Raw genomic sequence first — 20234 nt, 5'->3', positions numbered from 1 at the left:
CAATGAAAAATAAAAGATCGATTCTCAGAATTTGCATGTTTAAACTCCCAAGTTTCATAAAAAGTATAGACATCTCCCTCCAACCCTTCATATTCTGTATAGATTTTGTCCTTTTTTTGCCATAAAAAAATCCCCTTCGTTGACATGATTAAGTCCATCTTAACAGATGCCTTTTTTCTCATGTCTACTAAAAGGGGATACTCCCAAATCAGCGACTCTTAGGAAAAGACTTTATTCTTCTTGCATATTCTGAATCCCGAATCCGATTTTTTTAAGCAAATCAATGAGTTATAATTTTTCCTCATCAGAAATAACAGAGAAGCTTCGGGAAATCATTTCTACGTGTTTGGGAAAAATCTCGTCAAACAACTCTTTTCCTTGTTCTGTGAGGATCACGTTAAACGCCCTTTTGTCGTCAGGGTTTTGTTTCCTCTCCACAAGTCCCTTCTTTTCCAACTTATTAATCACATAGGTTATGCTTCCGCTCGGGATGGATAGCAGTTCGCTAATTTGTTGTACCGTCTGTGTACCCTTGCTTTACAGCAATTCATCTCGGGAATTTGGACAAAATCCTTATCAACATATTTTTGCGGTGCTCGCCAGCACCGAATTGAACAAACTCATTATCATTAGGAGAAACAGCGCCTTAAATCTCATAATATCCTCCTAGTAGGATCTACTCGCAGAAATGCCTTCTCGCCAATTCGAAGTGTCTCCCCAGTGACTGGAGATTTATTCATTCAACTAACCTGCCCGTTAGTTGAAAAGAGCAGCCGATCACATGTAAAAAAATCGCGTTTTTTTAAGGTCAGTAAACACCTCGTAATGAAAATCAGCACTATTAAAAACTAGGTAATAGGGTTGTGTAAATTCCTTTCTTCTCCTCTTGTTAATCCTATTATTGCTTCTCATACTCTTCCGTCCTAGAATGTTTTTTTGAAAAACACTCCAATAACTTGTGTTGAGAATCTCTCCATCGTTATCCATAGAAGGGAGTTGAGGAACTTCCTTTAATTTTCTAATTAATTGTCCAAGGCGTCAGCTAATTGGTAAGAACCGGAGTGATCCTTTTAAGAAGGTTTGGCTCTTTCTACTAAGTAGTTAGTGTATAAACAAAATAATTTTGATTATTAAATTAAATTTAGGGTACTAAATTATATAATTCCAAAAAAATCTAATGGAGGGGTTTAGTTGAAAACGAAGTGGCTTACTTTAGGATGTGTTTTGTTACTGGTTTTAACAGGGACTACTTTCATAATGGGTGCAGATCAAGATAATCAAAAAATTAAACTTGATGCGGACGCAAACGTTGAAGCATTAAACGCGTTAACAAATAATCCTATTCTGAAAGAGAACGATAAGAAATTTAACAAGTTAGAGAAAAAGTCTAATATAAAAATTCAGTTAACATTAGAGGATCGACAATCCATCAGTAATAATCTAGTTGATTACAAAGCAAATGTAAAAGGAAATATTAAACTAGATAAGGCTTACCCTTTTGAAGGGGATGGAAATTTGCAACTGTATAATTTCGATGGTCGAGAGGTCTATTACGGAGCAATCGACTTAAAAATGAAAAATATAAAAGGTAACGACGAAGGTGTACTCTCGCTCCGTTATGAGCCTAAAACAGATAAATTGGATATCTCAATCACGAGCGGTGCTATGGGTGATACGGCAATGATTCCATTTGGCAAACCATTTTTAACTTTAGACGATCTAAATCAAATTGATCAAATAAAGGAGGACGCGTTTAAATGATTAAAATCAACAATAATATCCTTAGGGTAATTTTATCTTTTATGTTAATAAGTGTTTGTATTTATGGACAATCAGCGTCTGCCGCTTCGACAAACGAAATATACTATCTCAAAGGAGCTGCTTACAGTTCAGATCTTCAAAAGCAATACAGTTCAACACCTACTGATATAGGATCGTCTGCAGTAGTTATGTCTGTTTCGACCGCCTTCGACGGAAGATCTTCAGGAAAGGAACGTGTTAGAGCTTGGACCAGAAATGCAATCGTGGCAAATCATTATAATGCAGGTGTAGTTAAGACTAACTATATTTCACTTTCCTTTGGGAATCCCAACGTGAATATGCTATTAAATCAGAACGATGTTTTACCAGCAAAGACTGCAGCGTTTGATGGTATACCTGGTGTATCCTTCTTTCTTAAAGGAATCCTTTCTCCAGCATACGAGTTATCACTAGCTGTAATTCCTGCACTAAATGGATCTGTCGGTCATACTTTTAACGATAATAATTCTGTCGCTAGCGTTAAAATAAATTCAAGCAACTCAGATTTGGAACTTCCCGCTTCAGTAGGATACAAAGATGGTGACAGTTACTATAACGGGATATACAATACTCAGAAAGGTACTACTACAAAACAGGGGGTTGGTAAAGGTGCGTCTGCTTATTTTGGCTATAAGTACATTGTTCCAGTAAATGGTACAGGAACCTTGACAGCCTCAGCTATTGCACAATACGAGGTTAGAGTTTTTAATGACCCTATTAGTGGTGTTCCACTTATCTTTAATGCTACATCAGGTAAAGCAAGTGTTGCTCACACAATTAGTTATCAAAAGTAAAGGAATCTAATTATGAAAACTAAATTAAATTATATCCTACTGGTTCTATCTATTATTCTATTCTTTCTGTCGTTAATGTTCTTTTATAAGCACAATACACTTGTAAACAAAGTTGAAAATTCAGCTGAATTATCCTACAGCTCTTTTATAGCTGAGACAAAAAAGTATGCAAACGAGTTAAAAAACTTCATTGATACCAATAAAAACTCTGGTATTGAATCTCTTATAATGGAAGCAAACAATATGAGAATTTCATATCAAAATTATGAATTATTTGTTAGTACTTTAGACGATTCCGAGACCAAGTTCTATAAAGATAGAACTGAATTATTTCAAAAGATTGTAAACAGTGCTCCCGACTTCAAGGAGGCTTCAGTTGAAGATTTACAAAGTTATAATAATCAGCTTGGAGATATAATAAAAATATTAGAAAAGACAAAATAACCTAAAGAACTACCCACCCTAAACTGTATCCTATAGAGTAGATACTTTAAAAAAAGTCTCTCTATGGGGTGTTTTTTATGTATGCCACCAAGGAAACCAGAATGGAGATACAACAATGAGTAAAAAATCTTTACTGTAGGCGAAATGAAGCAAATTTCTGCAAACCCATATGTGAAGTCCGTATCTACAAAAGGAATTACGTATATAGACGAGTTCAAACAACTCTTTCTTGCATCAAATCAGGAAGGAAAGCTGCCCCGAGATATTTTTGAGGCATGTGGATTCGACGTTCAGATCATTGGAATGACTCGGATTAAAGCCGCTGGAACATGGTGGAGATCCAATTATCAGGATTAAGGTGCACTAGGCTTACAAAATGCACGAGGGAAGCATTCGGGAAGACCTTTAAAGCGGGAACTATCCCTAGAAGAGAAAAATGCAAGACTCGAAGCACAGATCCACCTGCTCCGAGCAGAAAATGAACTTCTAAAAAAGGTTCGCATGGCCGAACGGGGGTGGAATCCAGCAGAATAAAACGAGCACCGAACGTCCACTATAGGCTAATTTGGAGTATCGTCCACACCTATCATCTACGTCGAATGGTAAGGTATTAGGTATTTGTGCGAAATTGCAGGGGTTTCTACAAGCGGGTATTACCGCTATTTTAGTGCGCCAGCATCCATAGACGCCATCAGAAAGAACGGGCTGATGAGGAACTTCACGTCCCGATTAGCCGAGCCTTTCATTTTAAAAAGCGCAATAAGGGAGCGCGTTCTATTAAGATGACACTGGAGGGACAATTCCAAATCGTCTGGAATCTCAAACGCATCCGAAGAATCATGAAAAAATATAGCATTGTATGTCCCATTCGAAAAGCCAATCCCTACAAGCAAATGATGAAGGCGACTCACGAACATCGAACCGTCCCTAACCTGCTACAACGCCATTTCAAGCAAGGTATTCCTGCCAAGGTTCTTCTTACAGATATCACCTACTTGACCTATGGAAAAGGAAAGCGTGCATATCTATCTACGATTAAGGACAGCTCCACCAATGAAATTTTGGCTTATCATGTATCGGACCGAATCACCATGGATTTGGCAACGAATACGCTAATTCATTTGCAGAACAATCGTAGATTCAAGAAAGCGAAAGGCGCGTTTATTCATTCGGATCAAGGTACCCATTATACTCATCCCGATTTTCAGAAGAAAGTGAAGCGTATGGGTCTTAGGCAATCCATGTCTAGGCGAGGAAACTGCTGGGATAATGCTCCGCAGGAGTCGTTCTTGGGTCATTTTAAGGATGAAGTTTCGCTGAAGAACTGCACGACGTTAGATGAGGTTAAGCGAGAAATTAAAGCCTATATGACCTACTACAACCATTACAGATACCAGTGGAACTTAAAAAGGATGACCCCTGTAGAATACAGAGATCACCTTCTTCAAGCCATGTAGGTCTTTTTTAGAAATGTCCTTTACATAGGGTACAGTTTAGCACCTCTTCCTTCATCACTTCTTACTTCTTACTACCAGCCATCCAGAGACCTACAGCTGCGAAAATTGCTCCGGCTCCCATCATCGCCCCTTGAACTGCATCCTTCACTACAGAACCTTCTCCACTGATGACGGATGCTAACAATAGAACAACTACTCCTGTGCTCATTAACTTATAGGACTTTGTATTTAATTGATTAATCATATTAATCGCCTCCATATTTTTATAAGAGTTACGTTATTGTTTGTTTGTTTGTTTGTTTTGTTTGTTGTGTTTTGCAATTTACTTAGATCTTATATGCTTTCATTGCTTTAAAGAGCTCTTTGAAAGTCGGGCGTTTACCGTACATCAGTACACCCGTGCGATAGATTTTAGCTGCGAGCCAGCCAAAGACCAGAATAGATACAGCGAGAATCGCAAGTGACGTGAGAATCTCCCAAGTCGGGGCAACTCCTGCACCAATCCGCACCAGGATCGCTGTTGGAGAAGTAAATGGAATGAAGCTAGCTACTTTCAGCAACAAAATATTTGGTGTAGCGATACTGAAGATGGCGATGTAGAACGACACGAGAGACAGCATCGTAATTGGCAGAACCGCCTGACCCAGTTCCTCTGTACGACTTACCATTGAACCAATGGCAGCGAACATTACGGCATATAAGAAGTATCCTAAGATGTAGAAGATCAGTCCGTACACAATGACTGCCGTATTGATATCACTCAGATTCATATTAAAATCACTTAGTACATTAATGTTATGAGGAAGCAGCATATTACCAGCAACGACTGCGCCGAAGATTCCGATCTGCAGCATACCCACCAAGAAAATACCGATGATTTTACCGAACATCTGACTCAGTGGAGACACACTTGTGATAAGAATCTCCATGATGCGGGAGCTTTTCTCTGCTGTAATTTCAGAAGCAATCATATTCCCTGTCATCATCGTTGAAGTGAACAACAGAATGATCAGCAGGTACACAACAATGTAGTTAATTGGGCTCATTCCATTTTCCGATTCTGCACCGGCTGCCCCTTCATCTGTGCTCAGGTTTTCCTGAGTAAGCTTCACAGGTGTTGTAATCAGTTCCTTTTGTTCTGCTGTAAGCACGTCTTTTACAACCATATCAAGCTTCACACTTTGCAGAGCCGCTTCAATGGAAGCAATGATCTGCGGTGATACCTCATCGGATGAGTACAGAATCGGCTGCGGGAACTCCTGTCCAGCTACCTCTTCAAACTTCAAGTAACCATCCGTAAGCCCTGCTTGTGTATCAGCTTGTAGAGCTGCTTCATCCTTGTCACCACCTGCGATGAACCGATATGTCTGATCTCCCTGCGCCGAAGAGAAGCTCTCCAGTTTCTCCGAAACTTCCGGCTGTGTTGATGTGAGAAGTCCAATGTTCACCGGGTGATCCCCCGAAGCTCCGCCACCACTTGAGCCACCGTTGAATAAAGTAATGAAATATGGCACATTGAGTCCAATCGTAATCAGAATGGCTAATACAATCGTTGTTACCATGAATGACTTGGTTTTCACTTTGTTTTTAAACGTAAATCCCGTAATCGTTCCCATTTTATTCATTCGACTCACCTACCTCACGAATAAAGATTTGGTTAAGCGTTGGTTCCTTGATCTCGAAATGCTCGACAGTTGTCTGAGACATTGCATGCTTCAGAATTTCCTGAGCTGCATCGACATGGCTGATATGAATTGTGTAACCACGCTCATTCTGATCCACCTTATTTACACCTGTTAGCAGCTCAAGACCCTCTACTTGACCTACAGTGCTTAGAGCAACCTGTTCACGTGGATAGCGACTCTTGATTTCCTTGATCTCACCTTGCACTACAGTGTTAGAGCGATGAAGGATCGTGATCTGACGACATAACTCTTCAACATGTTCCATACGGTGTGTGGAGAAAAGAATAGCTGTGCCTTCATCCCGTAATTCCTTAACGGTTGATTTGAGCAATTCCACGTTCACCGGATCCAGTCCACTGAAGGCTTCATCTAGAATAAGAATTTGAGGGCGATGCACGACAGCTGCGATAAAGCCCATTTTCTGCTGATTACCTTTGGACAGCTCCTCAATCTTTTTGTCATAATACTCAGGAACTTCGAACCGCTCAAGCCAGTACTTCAGGCTCTTGTCTGCATCCTTCGCATTCATCCCACGAAGTCTAGCCAGATAATTGATCTGATCACTTACCTTCACCTTTGGATAGAGTCCGCGCTCTTCGGGAAGATAGCCCATAATTTCTTGCAGCTCCGTATTGTACGGCTTGCCGTTGTACAGGATGTTTCCCCCATCCGGGTGGATCAAGCCAAGCACCATTCGCATCGTCGTTGTTTTACCTGCACCATTGGCTCCGAGCAGTCCGTAAATCTCCCCTTCTTTTACATTGAGCGTGACTCCATTAACGGCTGTTTTGTCTGCATATTGCTTAACGACTTGCTTCAATTCCAATCGGTTCATCATTTATCGTCTCCCTTCGGTTATTTCCATTGTATGGGTGCATACCCTGCAATCCAGAATGCCAGTACTTCATCGAGCTCCAAATTGCGAATTTTCAGCACCTGATTACTAGACAGCTCCAACCTTTCCTGCGCTTCACTGACCCGGGTCGTAATAATACGAACCAGACCATTCTCATCTATAGAAGATTCCACGACGCCAGGGATACTCTCTGGACGTAGGTCTCCTTCATACCATACTTCTTTCCACTGATCGAGAACGATGTCTTTCTCCGCCATGCCTAAGGACTGACCACGGTGCATCAGTACGATGTAATCTGCAAGCCGCTTGACCTCATCTGCAATATGGGTGGCAATCAGTATTGTGGTATCTCCCCCTGCCATGAATTTTCGGAACTGCTCGACCATCACTTTCCAGGCAAAAGGGTCAAGACCAGAGGATGGTTCATCCAGCAGGAGAAGTCTCGGACGAGCTGCGAGTGCAGCTGCAATCTCGTACTTCCGCCGTTCTCCCTTGGACATCTTGATCAGCTTCACGTCCCTCGGCACGTCCATCTCTTTCATAAGCTGGTCAAACAGCTTCATATCCCAACGCGGATACCAGTAAGCACGAAACCGAACTGCTTCCTCTGCCGTAAGCTGGTTCTCTTCAAGCCCGCTGTTATCAGCCACAAAACCAATCTGTTGTCTCAGTTCTATGGGCAGCGGCCCATTGTGCTCTTCTCCAAACCATATGATCTGTCCACTATCTGGCAGTACAATTTGTTGCAGCATGTTCAGTAGTGTGCTTTTGCCAGAACCGTTATGACCGAGGATTGCAATGACATACCCTTCCGGGATGGTCAGATCAATTGGGCCGATCACTCTGCGTTTTCGCATTTTGGATACGCCGTTCAGTTGAACAGCTACAGGTTCCATCATCGTACTTCCTCCCCTACTTCGGATAGATGACTCTTAGGGCTTCGCGGAACAAACCTTCCATTTCTTCTTTCGTACATCCGACCGCTTTGCCAGACTGCACCGCAGCCTGCATCGCTTCCTGCGCAGTCTTCAATCTATAATTTTCTCTGTCACCAGCTTCAACCTGAGCTACAAATGTACCCGTCCCCTGCTTCGTCCGAAGCAGGCCTTCATTCTCCAGATCCTGATAGACCCGTCTGACTGTAATCACGCTACAATTCAGAGCTCCGGCGAATTCACGAATGGACGGCAAATGCGTTCCCTCCCCTAATTGACCGGTGACGATCAATGATCTTAGTTGATTTTCAATCTGGTGGTATAGAGGTTCAGCGCTGTTTTCATTGATTTGAATCGGTATCTTCACATTTATGCACCTCGCCCTCCGGTACATCTTGTCGTGTTACAAGCGGGTACCGCCGGTTCCTTCTTTATTCTCAATGACATCTTTCTCTTATACGATTAACTTAAATCCCGACATGCCAGCTTCTTCAGGGTCAATCGACTGAGTAGCCATAGTACCGTTAGACCAAGCACCAGAGCAATCCACATGATTGGGGACAACAGGCTCCACTTTTTACTGTGATCTATGACAATCCACAACCCATAGTTGCCTGACAATCGAATTAACAAGGATAAACCGATGGTAACTGGGACGAGCAATGTACTGAGGAGCAAGTATTTTTTGCCGCTGAAGAGAAACTCTCCGTAGATGTACAAGCCTGTCATAAAAAGTCCGTACCCTGTGCATGTAATGGCAAATGCCAGATATTGATCCCATCGGAATGCTTCCTCATGTAGTCTGACTACGTATAGTGATCCGTAGAAGAAGATACCATTGTATGCGAATGTTAGGATCGACTGCTGAAGTCTTGCCCACATCACTGTCTCATTAGAGATTGGGAGTCTGCGGTAAAAGGCCAGCATCTGTGTATAGGAATCCTCCTGGATGTAACGGAATGAACGTCTGCTGAACAGGAATCCCTGAAATGGCACCATGATTAGAAAAAAGATATCTACAAACGGGTTAATGAAATTCACATCATGTTGCCTGATTAACATCACACCGCTCATGCTACCCGTGTAAAGCATAAACAGGGCACTCCATAACCACTGGAATCGATCCTTACTCATCTCACTGCGGGTCAACCACAACGCTTGCTTCCATGCGTTCATATGCACGCCTGCCTTTCAACTTTCATTCATGTACTGTGTTCAGTGTGCTCACTGTGATTACTGTATATATCAATATACACAGTATACAGACCTAGTGTTTCTTTCGTCAACACCTTTTTTCCTGAATCAGGAAAACGAACTCAATTAACACCCCGCCAAAGTGACAATAAAACCGCTCCACTACAGGGAAAACGACATTTCCGGAACGTGAATAAGCTTACTGATATTGGGTGATTTTTTAACATTTCCGTGTAACAAAAAAAGGCTGTATCTATGGTGTGTATATACACACCATAGATACAGCCTGTTCAAATTTACCCTTCACCTGATTATAGAAGAGGTCTAGCCATTACACGAGGTTGTAGCCGCTAGGCAAACTACGGTTACTGCGGATTGCACGAATCTCAGCTAGTGTTAAGCGTTCATTCGTAGAGATTAAGGACTCCACATCGTTGCCACGGATCAAGTCATCCAAGTCTCTCAAGCTGGTGTTCCCACGGTAAACACGGAATCCACCTTGGAAGTTAGGTCTTGTGAACACAACGAGTGTTGCATTGGAGCTGGTCGAGAAGAAACGTAAACTCTCAACGCCTCCAAGGATGTTATCCAAGTTGCGCAGACCTGTGTTGCCACGGTAAATCCGGCTTCTTCCTCTAAAGTTCTCATCCGAGTACACCGTGAGACGTGGATACGTTTGACTGACATGGACTGTTTTTTTCATTTGTTGTTCCCCCCTCTCAAACTCATTCTATGAATGTGTTCGAGAGGGAGTGTGGACGAATCTTCTACTAGATTCGCCCCTTTTCATAGATTCGCAGTTTACATCGTACGTTTACACCCCAAGAATAACTTCCCATACAGGCCGGGTGTGTCCGCCGGGATAGAGGATATACAGCAGCACGTATACGATAACCCCCGTCATTGCACTGCTGAACCAGATCATAGAGGTGAACCGCCCCCAGCGGCGGTGAGTTTTGAACTTCTTTTTGAACCCAAGCACGAGTGTTGAGATACCGAAGACTGCGGCCACAGTTGCGAGAATAATATGAAAGATCAAAAAGATTCGGTAGAAGATCTCCATATCCGGATCGCCGCCCCATGCCGTATTACCCACAAAGATCGTTCGAGACATATAAATGACAAAAAATATCAATGCAGCTACTGCACCAGCCACCATCATGGACTGATGTGCTTCCCGTTTACCGCGGATAATAAGTATCCAGCCGATTCCCACCAGCACCGCACTAATTACAATGAAAGACGTGCTGATCGTAGGCAGTAGAAAATACATATCCATCATGTATCCCCCTTTATTCATATCGTGTGAGTTCGGATAAGTTAGTTCTCAAAGGAGACTCTTAAACAATCCTGTATAGTAATCTTATTATTTTGTAGCAGGGTTAAGTGGTACCACCGGTGGCTCCGGTCTATGGGTATCATCCTCGTCATCTTCCTGCTTCTCCTTGCGGTACCATTGGAAGAAAACAAGTGCCAGCATGGATACGAAGATTCCCTCCTGAATGAATTTCATAATGATGCCGCCAACCTGCTGATCTTCTTTGGCAGAAGACAGAAAGTTGAAGAACGCAGGCCCTCCGAAGGAGCGCAGCAATGCTGATGTATCGCCTGATACACAATATCGCATAGCCTCAGCCCACACAGCAGGATTGCTATAGGTTGCATATAGAGGCTCGGAGGCGAAAATGATCAAACCACAGGCTGGCGTAAGCAACACCATATTAAGAAAAATAAATCCAACTTTGGACAGTCCCGATGCCTGTCTGCCTTCCGGTAACGGATTAAGGAGCGTCCACCACATCAGCATTGAAGTGATGAATAGCGCGATGTAATACAGACGATGAACCGTGAAATTGAGCATCACATAATCATGCACTACCGGCAGATGATAGATGGAGAACAACCCATTAAACAATAGGGCTGCCACGATCGGATGAGCTAGAAAAGATAACTGCCTGGTGGGCAGAAAACTTACGATTTTACGCCATACCCAGTTAGGCAGTCCTTTCATAAGCAGTGGTGGTGCTACCAAGTAAGATAGTGCCATACTGACCATATGAAAGCTAAACATGACATGTCCCAACAAGTTGAAAGGCCCCGCTTGAGCTAGATAAAAAACGATAAGTCCCGTAATAAATAAAACTCGCTGTCCCACAGTCGCTGGCTCTGCTCCACTGACCTTCTCACTCACTGGCCCTACCAGCACGAAATAACCCGCTCCGATAAGTAGAAATAATGCCAGAATCGTAGGGCTCCACAGATCGGTAAAACTAAAATATTGCAACCCGAGCATACGGGAAACCTCCCCGTGAACTAATTTGGTTAGTACCTATACGCCTATCCTGCTGGTGCGCCAAAAAGGGGAAAAGACGGCGACAATAAGCCGCCGCCATCTCCTCTTACCACCAAACCCAATAGAGTGCCATAATAATGCACGTAAATGCTACGAAAAATCCAAACGCCATGAACAAAATCGGCATAAGATGACCTTTGTCCTTCATGTGCATCCAATAACCGAGCTGTACAAACACCTGTAAGATGGCCATGACGACCAGCAAGATGATCGTAAACGTTGCGTTCACACCACCGGCCTTAACGGCTGCGAATGCGATCAGAGTCAATATGATGGAGAAGATAAACACTACGACGTGTTTCTGCGGCCCTTCCGTCCGGTGACGATGTTTTACTGGTTCCTGATCTGCTTTATCCTGTACCGACATGTGTTACCCCACCTTTCCGAGCAAGTACACGACTGTGAAGATAAACACCCAGACAACGTCGATAAAGTGCCAGTACATTGCAGACACGTACACTTTAGGTGCAGTTACGACCGTCAGTCCTTTTTTGAACAATTGCCCAATAATAAGGCCGATCCAGAGAATTCCAAAGGCTACGTGAGCTCCATGGAATCCGACTAGTGTATAAAATGCCGAGCTGAATGCACTCGTTGTCATACCGAACTCTTTGTGCTTCACATATTCATAAAACTCATAGATTTCGAGTCCTAGGAACCCGAGCCCTAGCAAAACCGTAATGCCGAGCCATAACTTGAGTGCCTTCACCTTACCTCTATGCATCGCCTGAATGGCAAATACACTTGTCAAACTACTGACTAGGAGGATAACAGTTGCTGCTGCCACCAGAGGTAGATGGAATAGCTCATTCGCTGTCGGCCCTTCATTCGTCTGATTCCTGAGCGCAAGGAAGGTAGCGAAAAGGGTTCCGAACAACACGGTCTCGCCGCCGAGGAACAACCAGAAGCCGATGAGCTTATTGCGTCCCTCCAGCGTTGCCTTCTCCGGTTCATGCGGTAAGTTACCGTTCACAGGTTCAGCATGTGATGTTGTCATTTTCTCGCCCCCTTCTCGTCCTGATCCTCTGGCTCAATATGCCAGCCATGATCATCATAGAGTGAACGGAGCATCATGGCTCCAAATGTAATGACGAGTCCTATAATGAGCACAATGTAATTGTTAAATAGTCCATTCATGAACGCATTACCGAAGTCATCCTTACTGAACATCAGCCCAAGCCCAGCAATGAATATACCAACAGACATGACAAACGGTAACGGTGTTGCAGATGGCATATGAATTGACCCCACCGGCTCAGCCGGTGTCATTTCTGTGTTCCCAGCCATCTTTTCCTTCCAGTATGCATCAATACCGCGTACAAGCGGCGTTTGCTTGAAATTGTACTCTGGCGGTGGAGATGGAATCGTCCATTCCAACGTACGGCCATCTTCCCACGGATCATTCGGTGCATCCACCGGTTTCTTCGTAGTAATAACAATGTTGACGAGGAAAATGATGACACCAACCCCCATCAAGAATGCCCCGATTGTACTAACGAGGTTAAGCAGATCGAAATCCTGATTTGGCAAGTAGGATACAATCCGGCGCTGCATACCCATCAGTCCAAGGAAATGCTGCACGAAGAAGGTGAGCTGGAAACCAATCATAAATGTCCAGAACGTCCACTTTCCTAGCGATTCGCTCAGGATACGTCCAAACATTTTGGGCCACCAATAGTGAAGACCTGAGAATATACCAAGCACCAAGCCACCTACGATGACATAGTGAAAGTGCGCTACAACAAAGTATGTATCATGGAATTGGAAGTCAGCCGGAGCAGACGCCAACATGACACCCGTTACGCCCCCCATAACAAAGGTCGGAATAAATCCTACCGCGAACAGGTTCGCCGCTGTAAAACGAATTCGACCTCCCCACATGGTGAAGAGCCAGTTGAAGATCTTGATTCCTGTCGGTACAGCAATCAGCATGGTGGAGATGGAGAACAATGCGTTCGCAATCGTTCCGAGACCTGTCGTAAACATATGATGCGCCCAGACCATGAAGCCCAAGAACGCAATCAGGATCGTTGCAAAGACCATGGAGCTGTAACCAAACAATCTTTTGCGTGCAAACGTTGGGATAACCTCTGAGATAATCCCGAACGCTGGCAAGATCAGAATATATACTTCGGGATGACCAAAGATCCAGAAGATATGTTGCCATAACACGGGATTTCCCCCGCCTGCAACATCGAAGAAGTTCGCATCTAATATCCGATCAAAGGTCAACAATACCAAACCAACTGTAATTGCAGGAAAAGCAAATAGGATAATAGCAGAAGTAATAAATGTGGTCCATGTAAACATCGGCATCCGCATGTATGACATGCCAGGCGCACGCATCGTTATAATCGTGGCAAGAAAGTTAATGCCCCCGATGAGTGTCCCTAGACCTGCAATCTGGAGTCCAATCGTATAGAAATCGACACCGTGTGTCCCACTGTATTCACTGCCCGATAGTGGCGTATACGATGTCCATCCGGCATCAGGTGCACCGCCCATGATCCAGCTCAGATTAAGCAACAGACCACCGAACAGGAACGTCCAGAAGCCTAGCGCGTTAACAAACGGGAAAGCTACATCCCGTGCTCCAATCTGCAATGGTACAACCGCATTCATAATGGCAAATATAATCGGCATAACACCTAGAAAGATCATCGTGGTTCCGTGCATCGTAATCAATTCATTGAAGACCTGTGCCGAGACAAAATCATTCATCGGCTTCATCAGCTGAATCCGAATCAAAATGGCTTCAATCCCACCAATGCCGAAAAACAATCCGCCCGCAGCTAAGTAAAGAACGGCGATTTTTTTGTGATCGACGGTAGTGATCCAATCCATCAAGCCACGGTAACGCTTGACGCTATGAGCATGAGCCAAGGTTGTGTACCCCCTTTATCGTCCTTGCTGTTCTATTCATAGTCCAATTTATAATTGGCCAGATATTCGGCAATTCCGTCGATCTCTTCATCTGTAAGTCCGAGGTCTTTGGGACTCGGCATCGTATTGCCTGGCTTCACGGATTGTGGATCATGGAGCCATTCTTTCATGTTATCCAGGACAGGTTTACCTTCTTCTTGTCCCTCGCGTTGATTAAGCAAAATGCCTGCGACGGATTCCTTGCCACCAATTCCTGTGAGATTTGGCGCAACTGGGCCACCTTGATCACCTACAGCATGACAAGAAAGGCAATTTGTTTTGAATTTTTCAGCCAATTGTGTATCTTCTGGAAGAACAGCAGGTGCTTTCATTTCAGCGACCCATCTGTCAAAAGCCTCAGGGCTGACCGCTTTTACTTTAAACTCCATGTAGGCATGAGACCTACCACATAATTCGGCACACTTTCCGCGGTAAACGCCTTCATTCGGTGCTGAGAAGCTAAACTTATTCAGTGTTCCATCTGGGTTGGTGTCCATTTTACCCGCAAGTGACGGCACCCAGAAGGAATGAATCACGTCAGCGGTTTTCAATTCGAATGCAATCTTCTTGTCGGTAGGAATAATGAGGTCTTGAGCGGTGGTTACGTCATATTGAGGATAAGTAAATTCCCACCAGTACTGATGCGAGGTGACTTTGACCTGTACTGCATTTGGATCATTGGACAGATCTGCGCCTTGAGCAAAGATCTCCTTAACCGTTGGTACAGCTAGTACAATAACAAGCAGTAACGGAATGGCTGTCCATATGACTTCAAGCTTGAAACTTCCTTCGACCTGTTCGGGTATGTCATTCTGTCCAGACCGTCTGCGAAAACGGATCAATACATAGGCTGCAATGGCAAATACAATGATGAGTACCACGATCATAATCGCGATGGACAGCTTCATCAGATCATATTGACCTTGCGCCACAGGACCCTGAGGTTTCATAACAGACAAGTCTTCCCGCCCGCATGCGGATAGCAGCAAAGAGAACACCGCCAGCAAGGGGAGAATTCGCTTTGCAACCTGCCACTGTTTCATCATTGATCTACCCCACTTTTTTACGTTTTCGTAGATTACCGTCTTTGTCCCAAAAGCATGTTGCTCTTCCGTTCTGGCACAATACGTATAATCCTCTCCGTCATATAGAACGTTTCCAGAAATAACGCTTCCATAGACCCCTTAATTTCCTTCAAAGGGCATGTCTACGCATTCTTCCAATTCATTCTATATGGTTCAATCACATATTAAATATAAGTTGAGGGTATGATTTTGTCAATCTTTGGACACATGTTCACAATTTGTTCACTTTATGTAGAAAACCGCACCATAACTATATTTGCAAGCGATTTCAGTCAAAAAAACATGAATATAAATTTGAAAATTTTTGCCAAATTTCGGTGATCGGGCGTATTTTTCACCAGACTTTTATCACACTCAAAACATGCGAAATTATGCAAAAGAAAATCCATCTCTTCCTGGCAGGATAGCTTCCAGTTGTACAGCAGGGAAATTTCACTCCACACCGTTCTTTTGGCCATTTGAAGCGGCATGGAGTAGTGCTCCTCCCTTTCTGAATCCAACGTTGCTTTCAGTTCTCCTGTACATGACATGTCCTGGCATAAATCACAATTACCACATTATGTTCCATCGGTTAAGATTCGTGGGCCATTGCTCGTGATCGCGATCGTGTGCTCGTATTGAACTCCCCAGCTCCCGTCCACCGTTCGAACAGTCCATCCATCTTCGTCCCACACCACAACTCCTGAGCTGCCTCTGGTGAAGATCGGTTCAATCGTAATGACCATGCCTTCGGTCAACATCTGCCCTGTGCCACGTTTGCCATAAGGTAGTACATTGGGCGGTTCATGAATGTATTGACCAATCCCATGACCAATGAGCGGCTTCACGATACCATATCGATATAACCTTGCTGAGCGTTCTATGGCATTGCCGATATCCCCCAGCGTATTCCCAGGTACAGCTTGGGCAATAGCACGGTGCAGTGCCTTCTCTGTACGTTTCATCAATTTACGAATCGACCGCCGCTGTTCTCCGATCCCATATGTCCAGGCAGAGTCAGCAAGCCAGCCGTCTTTATTCACAACCATATCAATAGTCACGACGTCACCTTCAGCCAATTCCCGTTCACTAGGAAAACCGTGACAGACCACCTCATTGATAGAGGCACAGGTCGCATAAGGGTATCCTTTGTATCCTTTTTGTTCAGGCGTTGCACCGTTCTTCGCTAGAAATTCTTCCACTAATTCATCCATGTCCCGTGTAGTTACACCGGGAGCTAACCGCTGTTCAATGAGCTTGTGACAGTTGTGCAGGATTCTCCCTGCTTCCTGCATGTAGCTAATCTCTTCTTTTGTTTTCAAAATAGGATCCACATGCATACATCCTTCCTGGAAGTTGTGTACTCCCATATATATGCAAGCTTCACGCAACAAAGCCCGAAAAATAATGGTAAACTCTTCTGGCTAAAGCAAAAAAAACCGTCTACCGGAGCTTAACGCCCGGAAGACGGTTCTATTCATATCGGAACAGTAAAATTCTAAGTTAAGTGCTTCAGGATACGGAAGAATCCATCTTGACAAGCTCATGCTCGACCACAGAAGTCAATTCTTCTTCATACCCACCCGTAATCCGGTATTTTCTCACGTACTCCTTCACGAATTTTTTTGGATCCTTAGGACGGAAAATCCGAGTCATTTCCCTCAAACTTTCTTTGACCTCATTGTGACCTTTCGTTGCCATTGTAATTCCCTCCCAAAACGTTGAAAGTGAATGCTCCGTTTAGAGAACGCCGAATAAGTCTTAAATGCCATTCATGAAGTTGTGTGCGCGGCTTAAAGCAAGCTTTAGGTCGGGAACCTCGCTAAAAGCAAGTACCTGACACTATAAATACCCGATATGATTCAAGTTGAATCATAATCTTATTGTAGCATATTCGGAAGTATGTTACGACTTGACGATTTTCCTTAATATTTATAACGGTTTTTAACCCGAAAAAGTTTAATTCCGAATCATATTTAATGCATATGCCTATTGTATACGGAATTAATGTATCCAGCATAACGCGTAACTATTCGGGGGATATTATCACGGACAACCATTATAGTTAAATTTCTGGATTCTGAGGAGGCGCCGTTTCATGGAACGAAAAGAACAGGACATGTTGCCCCTTTCGCATGAAGTCGTGGAAGTGGACGGAATCTACATCAACGAAGCAGGACGCGAGGAGCATCTGCATCGAGGTCAGCATTTTCCCGCCGATCCCATTCTTGGCAAGACAGAGTGGAAATTGACGGAGTTTGCCTTTGAGAACCATCATGATGGTCGTACGGACGAACGTTTGGTACCCAAGGAGAATGATACTGACAAAATCGGTAAAGTCACGAATCCACGTAGACAGCTTGAGCAAGGTGATAATTAATCTTTAGGGTAACCAGAAGGATAGATCTTAAATAGTAGCTCTGGGGGGCAGGCACAGCCGATATGACAAATGGGTCTGTTCCTCCATAGCTACACCAACGCCATGTTAAATGTAAATAGCTTTCTATACACTAGATATAGCAACACATCATACATACATAGATTTATCCATTCATTCAATCCTTCATCATTCCGGTTCAGTTCTGTCCCTTCTCCTCATAGCTTATATAAAAAGGACAAAGGAGGCTTGACCGGATGTCCCCCATTAAATCATCGAGCGGTCTGGATGAAAATATTGCAGGTATGCTCTGTTATCTGTTCACCATTGTTGGTGGGATCATATTTCTCGCTGTGGAAAAGCGGAGTCGATTCGTTATGTTCCATGCGCTTCAATCGGTAACGGTATTTGGCCTCATTATGGTCGGTCATGTGTTATGCACATTTCTCCCATTATTTGGCCCATTGGTCTCCTCCCTGTTATCCCTGCTTGGTGTGGTTGTATGGCTCCTGATGGTTGTAACAAGCTTACAGGGAAAATGGCTGAAGCTGCCTTGGATTGGTGATTTTGCGGAAAAACAGATGCGGCATTTATAATTCGCATTTATAATTCCTTACGGCTTCTAACCAAAAAAACATCCGTTTCCCTGCAAAGCAGAGAATCGGATGTTTGTGTTGTTATTCATGCTATAGATCATTCATCATGTAAATGACTCATGCCATTAAACCATTTATTCATGACATAAAAGGTTGTTCAAAAAGTCCGCTTTTGATTACGAAGGATGCGCGAGCGGCATCTCAGCTTCGAATATGGGATTCAGCCGAAATGTCCGTTGCTCACGTAGCTTAATCTACGCTCCGCTACTCCATTTCTATCTTCACCCCATCTTCTTGGTACTGAAAACCGACCTTTTTGAACACGTAATATAAGTATTTCATGACACGAGTTAACATATGATGCATGACGGAAACTACTTCTTGCTGGTATTGTTAACATCTACTTACGCAGGCTGTTTAGACTCGCCAATAATATCGTCCGCTTGTTTCTCTGCCATTCTAGCTGCCTCAGCCTTCGTTCCAATGCCGTTGAACAAGAGATTCATAAATATCGCTGTAAAACTACCTGCAATGATGCCGTTACCTAACATGATTTGTGCCCAGGCTGGTGTATTGGCAAACAGCTCAGGTACAACGGTTACCCCTAGACCCATGCCTACAGAACACGCGATAATGAACAAATTCTCATGACGGTTCAGATCCACTTGGCTTCCCAAAATGCGAATACCTGACGATACCACCATGCCAAACAGAGCAACCATCGCTCCACCTAAAACAGAACCTGGTACAAGCTGTGCCAGCGCAGCAATCTTGGGTACGAATCCAATCACAACAAGCAAGCTACCCGCTACAACAATAACATCACGTGTTTTAACTCGCGTCATCTGTACAAGCCCTACATTTTGCGAATAGGTCGTGTATGGGAAGGAGTTGAAGATACCACCCAGTACAATCGCCAGACCTTCTGCGCGGTAACCCCGAGCCAGGTCTTTGGAAGTCAGATCTTTATCCAGAATTTTACCCAAAGCCATAAATACACCCGTTGATTCAGCAACACTCACTATAGCGACCAAAATCATCGTCAGAATCGGTACAATCTCAAACGTTGGTTTACCGAAGTAGAACGGCTGTATCATATGGAACCAGCTTGCTTCACGTAAAGGTGCGAGTTTCACTTCACCCATAAAGGCTGCTGCAATTGTACCAGCGAGAAGTCCAATCAGAACCGAGATGGAGCGGATAAATCCAGTTGTAAACCGCGTCAACAGAATGATGAACAGCAGTACACCGAAACCGAGCATCAAATTCTGAGCACTACCAAAATTCGTACTACCACCAAGATCGTTGAACGCCACAGGGATCAGTGTCAAACCAATAATCGTCACGACTGAGCCTGTAACCACTGGTGGAAATAGTCGAATCAATTTACCAAATAGACCGGAGAAAATAAGCACAAATAGTCCGGAAGCAATAATCGCACCATAAATGGCTGATACACCGCTGCTCTGACCGATAATAATCATCGGAGATACCGCCTGGAAAGCACAACCAAGCATAACAGGGAGCCCCACTCCGAAATAACGGTTCCCCCACACTTGAAGCAATGTCGCTACGCCACAGGCGAGCAAATCAATTGCAATCAAGTACGTCAGTTGCTCCATCGTAAAGCCTAAGGCTTCACTTACGATCAGAGGCACAATCACGGCACCTGCATACATCGCTAATACATGCTGGAGACCTAAGGAGAATGTTTGAACCGGGTGCCGATGCCGCTGAAAAATACGTTCGCGTGCCAT

At 43.9% G+C, this 20234-nt stretch carries 21 protein-coding genes and 2 pseudogenes; 6 read left to right on the top strand and 17 right to left on the bottom strand.

Annotation, left to right across the window (positions count from 1 at the left end):
* Positions 1-288 precede the first annotated feature (288 nt).
* A pseudogene (locus tag J2T19_RS24890) lies at positions 289-522 on the bottom strand (MarR family winged helix-turn-helix transcriptional regulator); the annotation flags it as partial.
* 669 nt (positions 523-1191) lie between these two features.
* Between J2T19_RS24890 and J2T19_RS24885 the strand changes: the two are divergent.
* The 4 genes and pseudogenes from J2T19_RS24885 (at position 1192) to J2T19_RS24870 (ending at position 4495) form a co-directional block, all read left to right on the top strand.
* Positions 1192-1761 carry a hypothetical protein gene (locus J2T19_RS24885; RefSeq protein ID WP_307220712.1) on the top strand — a complete coding sequence of 190 codons (570 nt, stop codon included), beginning with the start codon at positions 1192-1194 and terminating at the stop codon, positions 1759-1761.
* Complete coding sequence (locus J2T19_RS24880) at positions 1758-2594, top strand: hypothetical protein (RefSeq protein ID WP_307220710.1); 837 nt, start codon at positions 1758-1760, stop codon at positions 2592-2594. The genes J2T19_RS24885 and J2T19_RS24880 overlap by 4 nt, the downstream gene beginning before the upstream one ends.
* A gap of 12 nt (positions 2595-2606) precedes the next feature.
* Positions 2607-3038: a hypothetical protein gene (locus J2T19_RS24875; RefSeq protein ID WP_307220708.1), complete on the top strand. Its 432-nt coding sequence runs from the start codon at positions 2607-2609 to the stop codon at positions 3036-3038.
* Positions 3039-3182: 144 nt separating this feature from the next.
* Positions 3183-4495 (top strand): annotated as a pseudogene (locus tag J2T19_RS24870) (IS3 family transposase).
* Between the two features lie 61 nt (positions 4496-4556).
* Here J2T19_RS24870 and J2T19_RS24865 read toward each other — a convergent pair.
* The 15 genes from J2T19_RS24865 to J2T19_RS24795 all read right to left on the bottom strand — a co-directional run bounded on the left by J2T19_RS24865 (position 4557) and on the right by J2T19_RS24795 (position 17205).
* Positions 4557-4739: a hypothetical protein gene (locus tag J2T19_RS24865; protein ID WP_091018649.1), complete on the bottom strand. Its 183-nt coding sequence runs from the start codon at positions 4737-4739 to the stop codon at positions 4557-4559.
* Between the two features lie 82 nt (positions 4740-4821).
* Positions 4822-6120 carry an ABC transporter permease gene (locus tag J2T19_RS24860; protein ID WP_307220704.1) on the bottom strand — a complete coding sequence of 433 codons (1299 nt, stop codon included), beginning with the start codon at positions 6118-6120 and terminating at the stop codon, positions 4822-4824.
* A complete protein-coding gene (locus J2T19_RS24855; protein ID WP_307220785.1) occupies positions 6113-7015 on the bottom strand; it encodes an ABC transporter ATP-binding protein in 903 nt (300 codons plus the stop codon). The genes J2T19_RS24860 and J2T19_RS24855 overlap by 8 nt, the downstream gene beginning before the upstream one ends.
* A gap of 20 nt (positions 7016-7035) precedes the next feature.
* On the bottom strand, positions 7036-7932 hold the full coding sequence (locus J2T19_RS24850) for an ATP-binding cassette domain-containing protein (RefSeq protein ID WP_307220783.1): 897 nt from the start codon (positions 7930-7932) through the stop codon (positions 7036-7038).
* Positions 7933-7948: 16 nt separating this feature from the next.
* Complete coding sequence (locus tag J2T19_RS24845; RefSeq protein ID WP_307220701.1) at positions 7949-8338, bottom strand: GntR family transcriptional regulator; 390 nt, start codon at positions 8336-8338, stop codon at positions 7949-7951.
* 95 nt (positions 8339-8433) lie between these two features.
* On the bottom strand, positions 8434-9147 hold the full coding sequence (locus J2T19_RS24840) for a hypothetical protein (RefSeq protein WP_307220699.1): 714 nt from the start codon (positions 9145-9147) through the stop codon (positions 8434-8436).
* Between the two features lie 349 nt (positions 9148-9496).
* Positions 9497-9868 carry a hypothetical protein gene (locus J2T19_RS24835; RefSeq protein ID WP_307220697.1) on the bottom strand — a complete coding sequence of 124 codons (372 nt, stop codon included), beginning with the start codon at positions 9866-9868 and terminating at the stop codon, positions 9497-9499.
* 111 nt (positions 9869-9979) lie between these two features.
* Positions 9980-10444 carry a DUF420 domain-containing protein gene (locus J2T19_RS24830; RefSeq protein ID WP_307220695.1) on the bottom strand — a complete coding sequence of 155 codons (465 nt, stop codon included), beginning with the start codon at positions 10442-10444 and terminating at the stop codon, positions 9980-9982.
* Positions 10445-10531: 87 nt separating this feature from the next.
* Complete coding sequence (gene ctaG / locus J2T19_RS24825; protein ID WP_307220692.1) at positions 10532-11458, bottom strand: cytochrome c oxidase assembly factor CtaG; 927 nt, start codon at positions 11456-11458, stop codon at positions 10532-10534.
* A gap of 106 nt (positions 11459-11564) precedes the next feature.
* Entirely contained in the window at positions 11565-11885 is a 321-nt protein-coding gene (locus tag J2T19_RS24820; RefSeq protein WP_056695579.1) for a cytochrome C oxidase subunit IV family protein, read from the bottom strand.
* A 3-nt stretch (positions 11886-11888) separates the two neighbouring features.
* Complete coding sequence (locus J2T19_RS24815; protein WP_307220688.1) at positions 11889-12515, bottom strand: cytochrome c oxidase subunit 3; 627 nt, start codon at positions 12513-12515, stop codon at positions 11889-11891.
* Positions 12512-14362, bottom strand: coding sequence for a cytochrome c oxidase subunit I (ctaD, locus tag J2T19_RS24810; RefSeq protein WP_370874954.1), 1851 nt, complete (start codon positions 14360-14362; stop codon positions 12512-12514). The genes J2T19_RS24815 and ctaD overlap by 4 nt, the downstream gene beginning before the upstream one ends.
* A 71-nt stretch (positions 14363-14433) precedes the next feature.
* Entirely contained in the window at positions 14434-15486 is a 1053-nt protein-coding gene (gene coxB / locus J2T19_RS24805) for a cytochrome c oxidase subunit II (RefSeq protein WP_056695632.1), read from the bottom strand.
* Positions 15487-16082: 596 nt separating this feature from the next.
* On the bottom strand, positions 16083-16844 hold the full coding sequence (gene map, locus J2T19_RS24800) for a type I methionyl aminopeptidase (RefSeq protein ID WP_307220781.1): 762 nt from the start codon (positions 16842-16844) through the stop codon (positions 16083-16085).
* Positions 16845-17016: 172 nt separating this feature from the next.
* On the bottom strand, positions 17017-17205 hold the full coding sequence (locus J2T19_RS24795; RefSeq protein WP_017690840.1) for a hypothetical protein: 189 nt from the start codon (positions 17203-17205) through the stop codon (positions 17017-17019).
* Between the two features lie 397 nt (positions 17206-17602).
* Here J2T19_RS24795 and J2T19_RS24790 point away from each other — a divergent pair, with 397 nt between their 5' ends.
* Positions 17603-17884 carry a transposase gene (locus tag J2T19_RS24790; RefSeq protein WP_128100123.1) on the top strand — a complete coding sequence of 94 codons (282 nt, stop codon included), beginning with the start codon at positions 17603-17605 and terminating at the stop codon, positions 17882-17884.
* 254 nt (positions 17885-18138) lie between these two features.
* Positions 18139-18477 carry a DUF4870 domain-containing protein gene (locus tag J2T19_RS24785; protein WP_056695585.1) on the top strand — a complete coding sequence of 113 codons (339 nt, stop codon included), beginning with the start codon at positions 18139-18141 and terminating at the stop codon, positions 18475-18477.
* A gap of 404 nt (positions 18478-18881) precedes the next feature.
* On the opposite strand, the gene J2T19_RS24780 is transcribed toward J2T19_RS24785, so the two are convergent.
* Positions 18882-20234 carry a nucleobase:cation symporter-2 family protein gene (locus J2T19_RS24780; protein ID WP_307220683.1) on the bottom strand — a complete coding sequence of 451 codons (1353 nt, stop codon included), beginning with the start codon at positions 20232-20234 and terminating at the stop codon, positions 18882-18884.

This window comes from Paenibacillus tundrae (genome assembly GCF_030812775.1).
Taxonomy (GTDB): Bacteria; Bacillota; Bacilli; order Paenibacillales; family Paenibacillaceae; genus Paenibacillus; species Paenibacillus tundrae_A.
Note: the sequence above shows the minus strand (reverse complement) of the source record. Positions and strands in the feature narration are given on the sequence as shown.

Coding starts and splice junctions, on each gene's coding strand:
- J2T19_RS24880 (WP_307220710.1), top strand. CDS start 1,758: ATGATTAAAATCAACAATAATATCCTTAGGGTAATTTTATCTTTTATG.
- J2T19_RS24875 (WP_307220708.1), top strand. CDS start 2,607: ATGAAAACTAAATTAAATTATATCCTACTGGTTCTATCTATTATTCTA.
- J2T19_RS24865 (WP_091018649.1), bottom strand. CDS start 4,739: ATGATTAATCAATTAAATACAAAGTCCTATAAGTTAATGAGCACAGGA.
- J2T19_RS24860 (WP_307220704.1), bottom strand. CDS start 6,120: ATGAATAAAATGGGAACGATTACGGGATTTACGTTTAAAAACAAAGTG.
- J2T19_RS24855 (WP_307220785.1), bottom strand. CDS start 7,015: ATGAACCGATTGGAATTGAAGCAAGTCGTTAAGCAATATGCAGACAAA.
- J2T19_RS24850 (WP_307220783.1), bottom strand. CDS start 7,932: ATGGAACCTGTAGCTGTTCAACTGAACGGCGTATCCAAAATGCGAAAA.
- J2T19_RS24840 (WP_307220699.1), bottom strand. CDS start 9,147: ATGAACGCATGGAAGCAAGCGTTGTGGTTGACCCGCAGTGAGATGAGT.
- J2T19_RS24835 (WP_307220697.1), bottom strand. CDS start 9,868: ATGAAAAAAACAGTCCATGTCAGTCAAACGTATCCACGTCTCACGGTG.
- J2T19_RS24830 (WP_307220695.1), bottom strand. CDS start 10,444: ATGGATATGTATTTTCTACTGCCTACGATCAGCACGTCTTTCATTGTA.
- ctaG (WP_307220692.1), bottom strand. CDS start 11,458: ATGCTCGGGTTGCAATATTTTAGTTTTACCGATCTGTGGAGCCCTACG.
- J2T19_RS24820 (WP_056695579.1), bottom strand. CDS start 11,885: ATGTCGGTACAGGATAAAGCAGATCAGGAACCAGTAAAACATCGTCAC.
- J2T19_RS24815 (WP_307220688.1), bottom strand. CDS start 12,515: ATGACAACATCACATGCTGAACCTGTGAACGGTAACTTACCGCATGAA.
- ctaD (WP_370874954.1), bottom strand. CDS start 14,362: ATGGATTGGATCACTACCGTCGATCACAAAAAAATCGCCGTTCTTTAC.
- coxB (WP_056695632.1), bottom strand. CDS start 15,486: ATGATGAAACAGTGGCAGGTTGCAAAGCGAATTCTCCCCTTGCTGGCG.
- map (WP_307220781.1), bottom strand. CDS start 16,844: ATGCATGTGGATCCTATTTTGAAAACAAAAGAAGAGATTAGCTACATG.
- J2T19_RS24795 (WP_017690840.1), bottom strand. CDS start 17,205: ATGGCAACGAAAGGTCACAATGAGGTCAAAGAAAGTTTGAGGGAAATG.
- J2T19_RS24790 (WP_128100123.1), top strand. CDS start 17,603: ATGGAACGAAAAGAACAGGACATGTTGCCCCTTTCGCATGAAGTCGTG.
- J2T19_RS24785 (WP_056695585.1), top strand. CDS start 18,139: ATGTCCCCCATTAAATCATCGAGCGGTCTGGATGAAAATATTGCAGGT.
- J2T19_RS24780 (WP_307220683.1), bottom strand. CDS start 20,234: ATGGCACGCGAACGTATTTTTCAGCGGCATCGGCACCCGGTTCAAACA.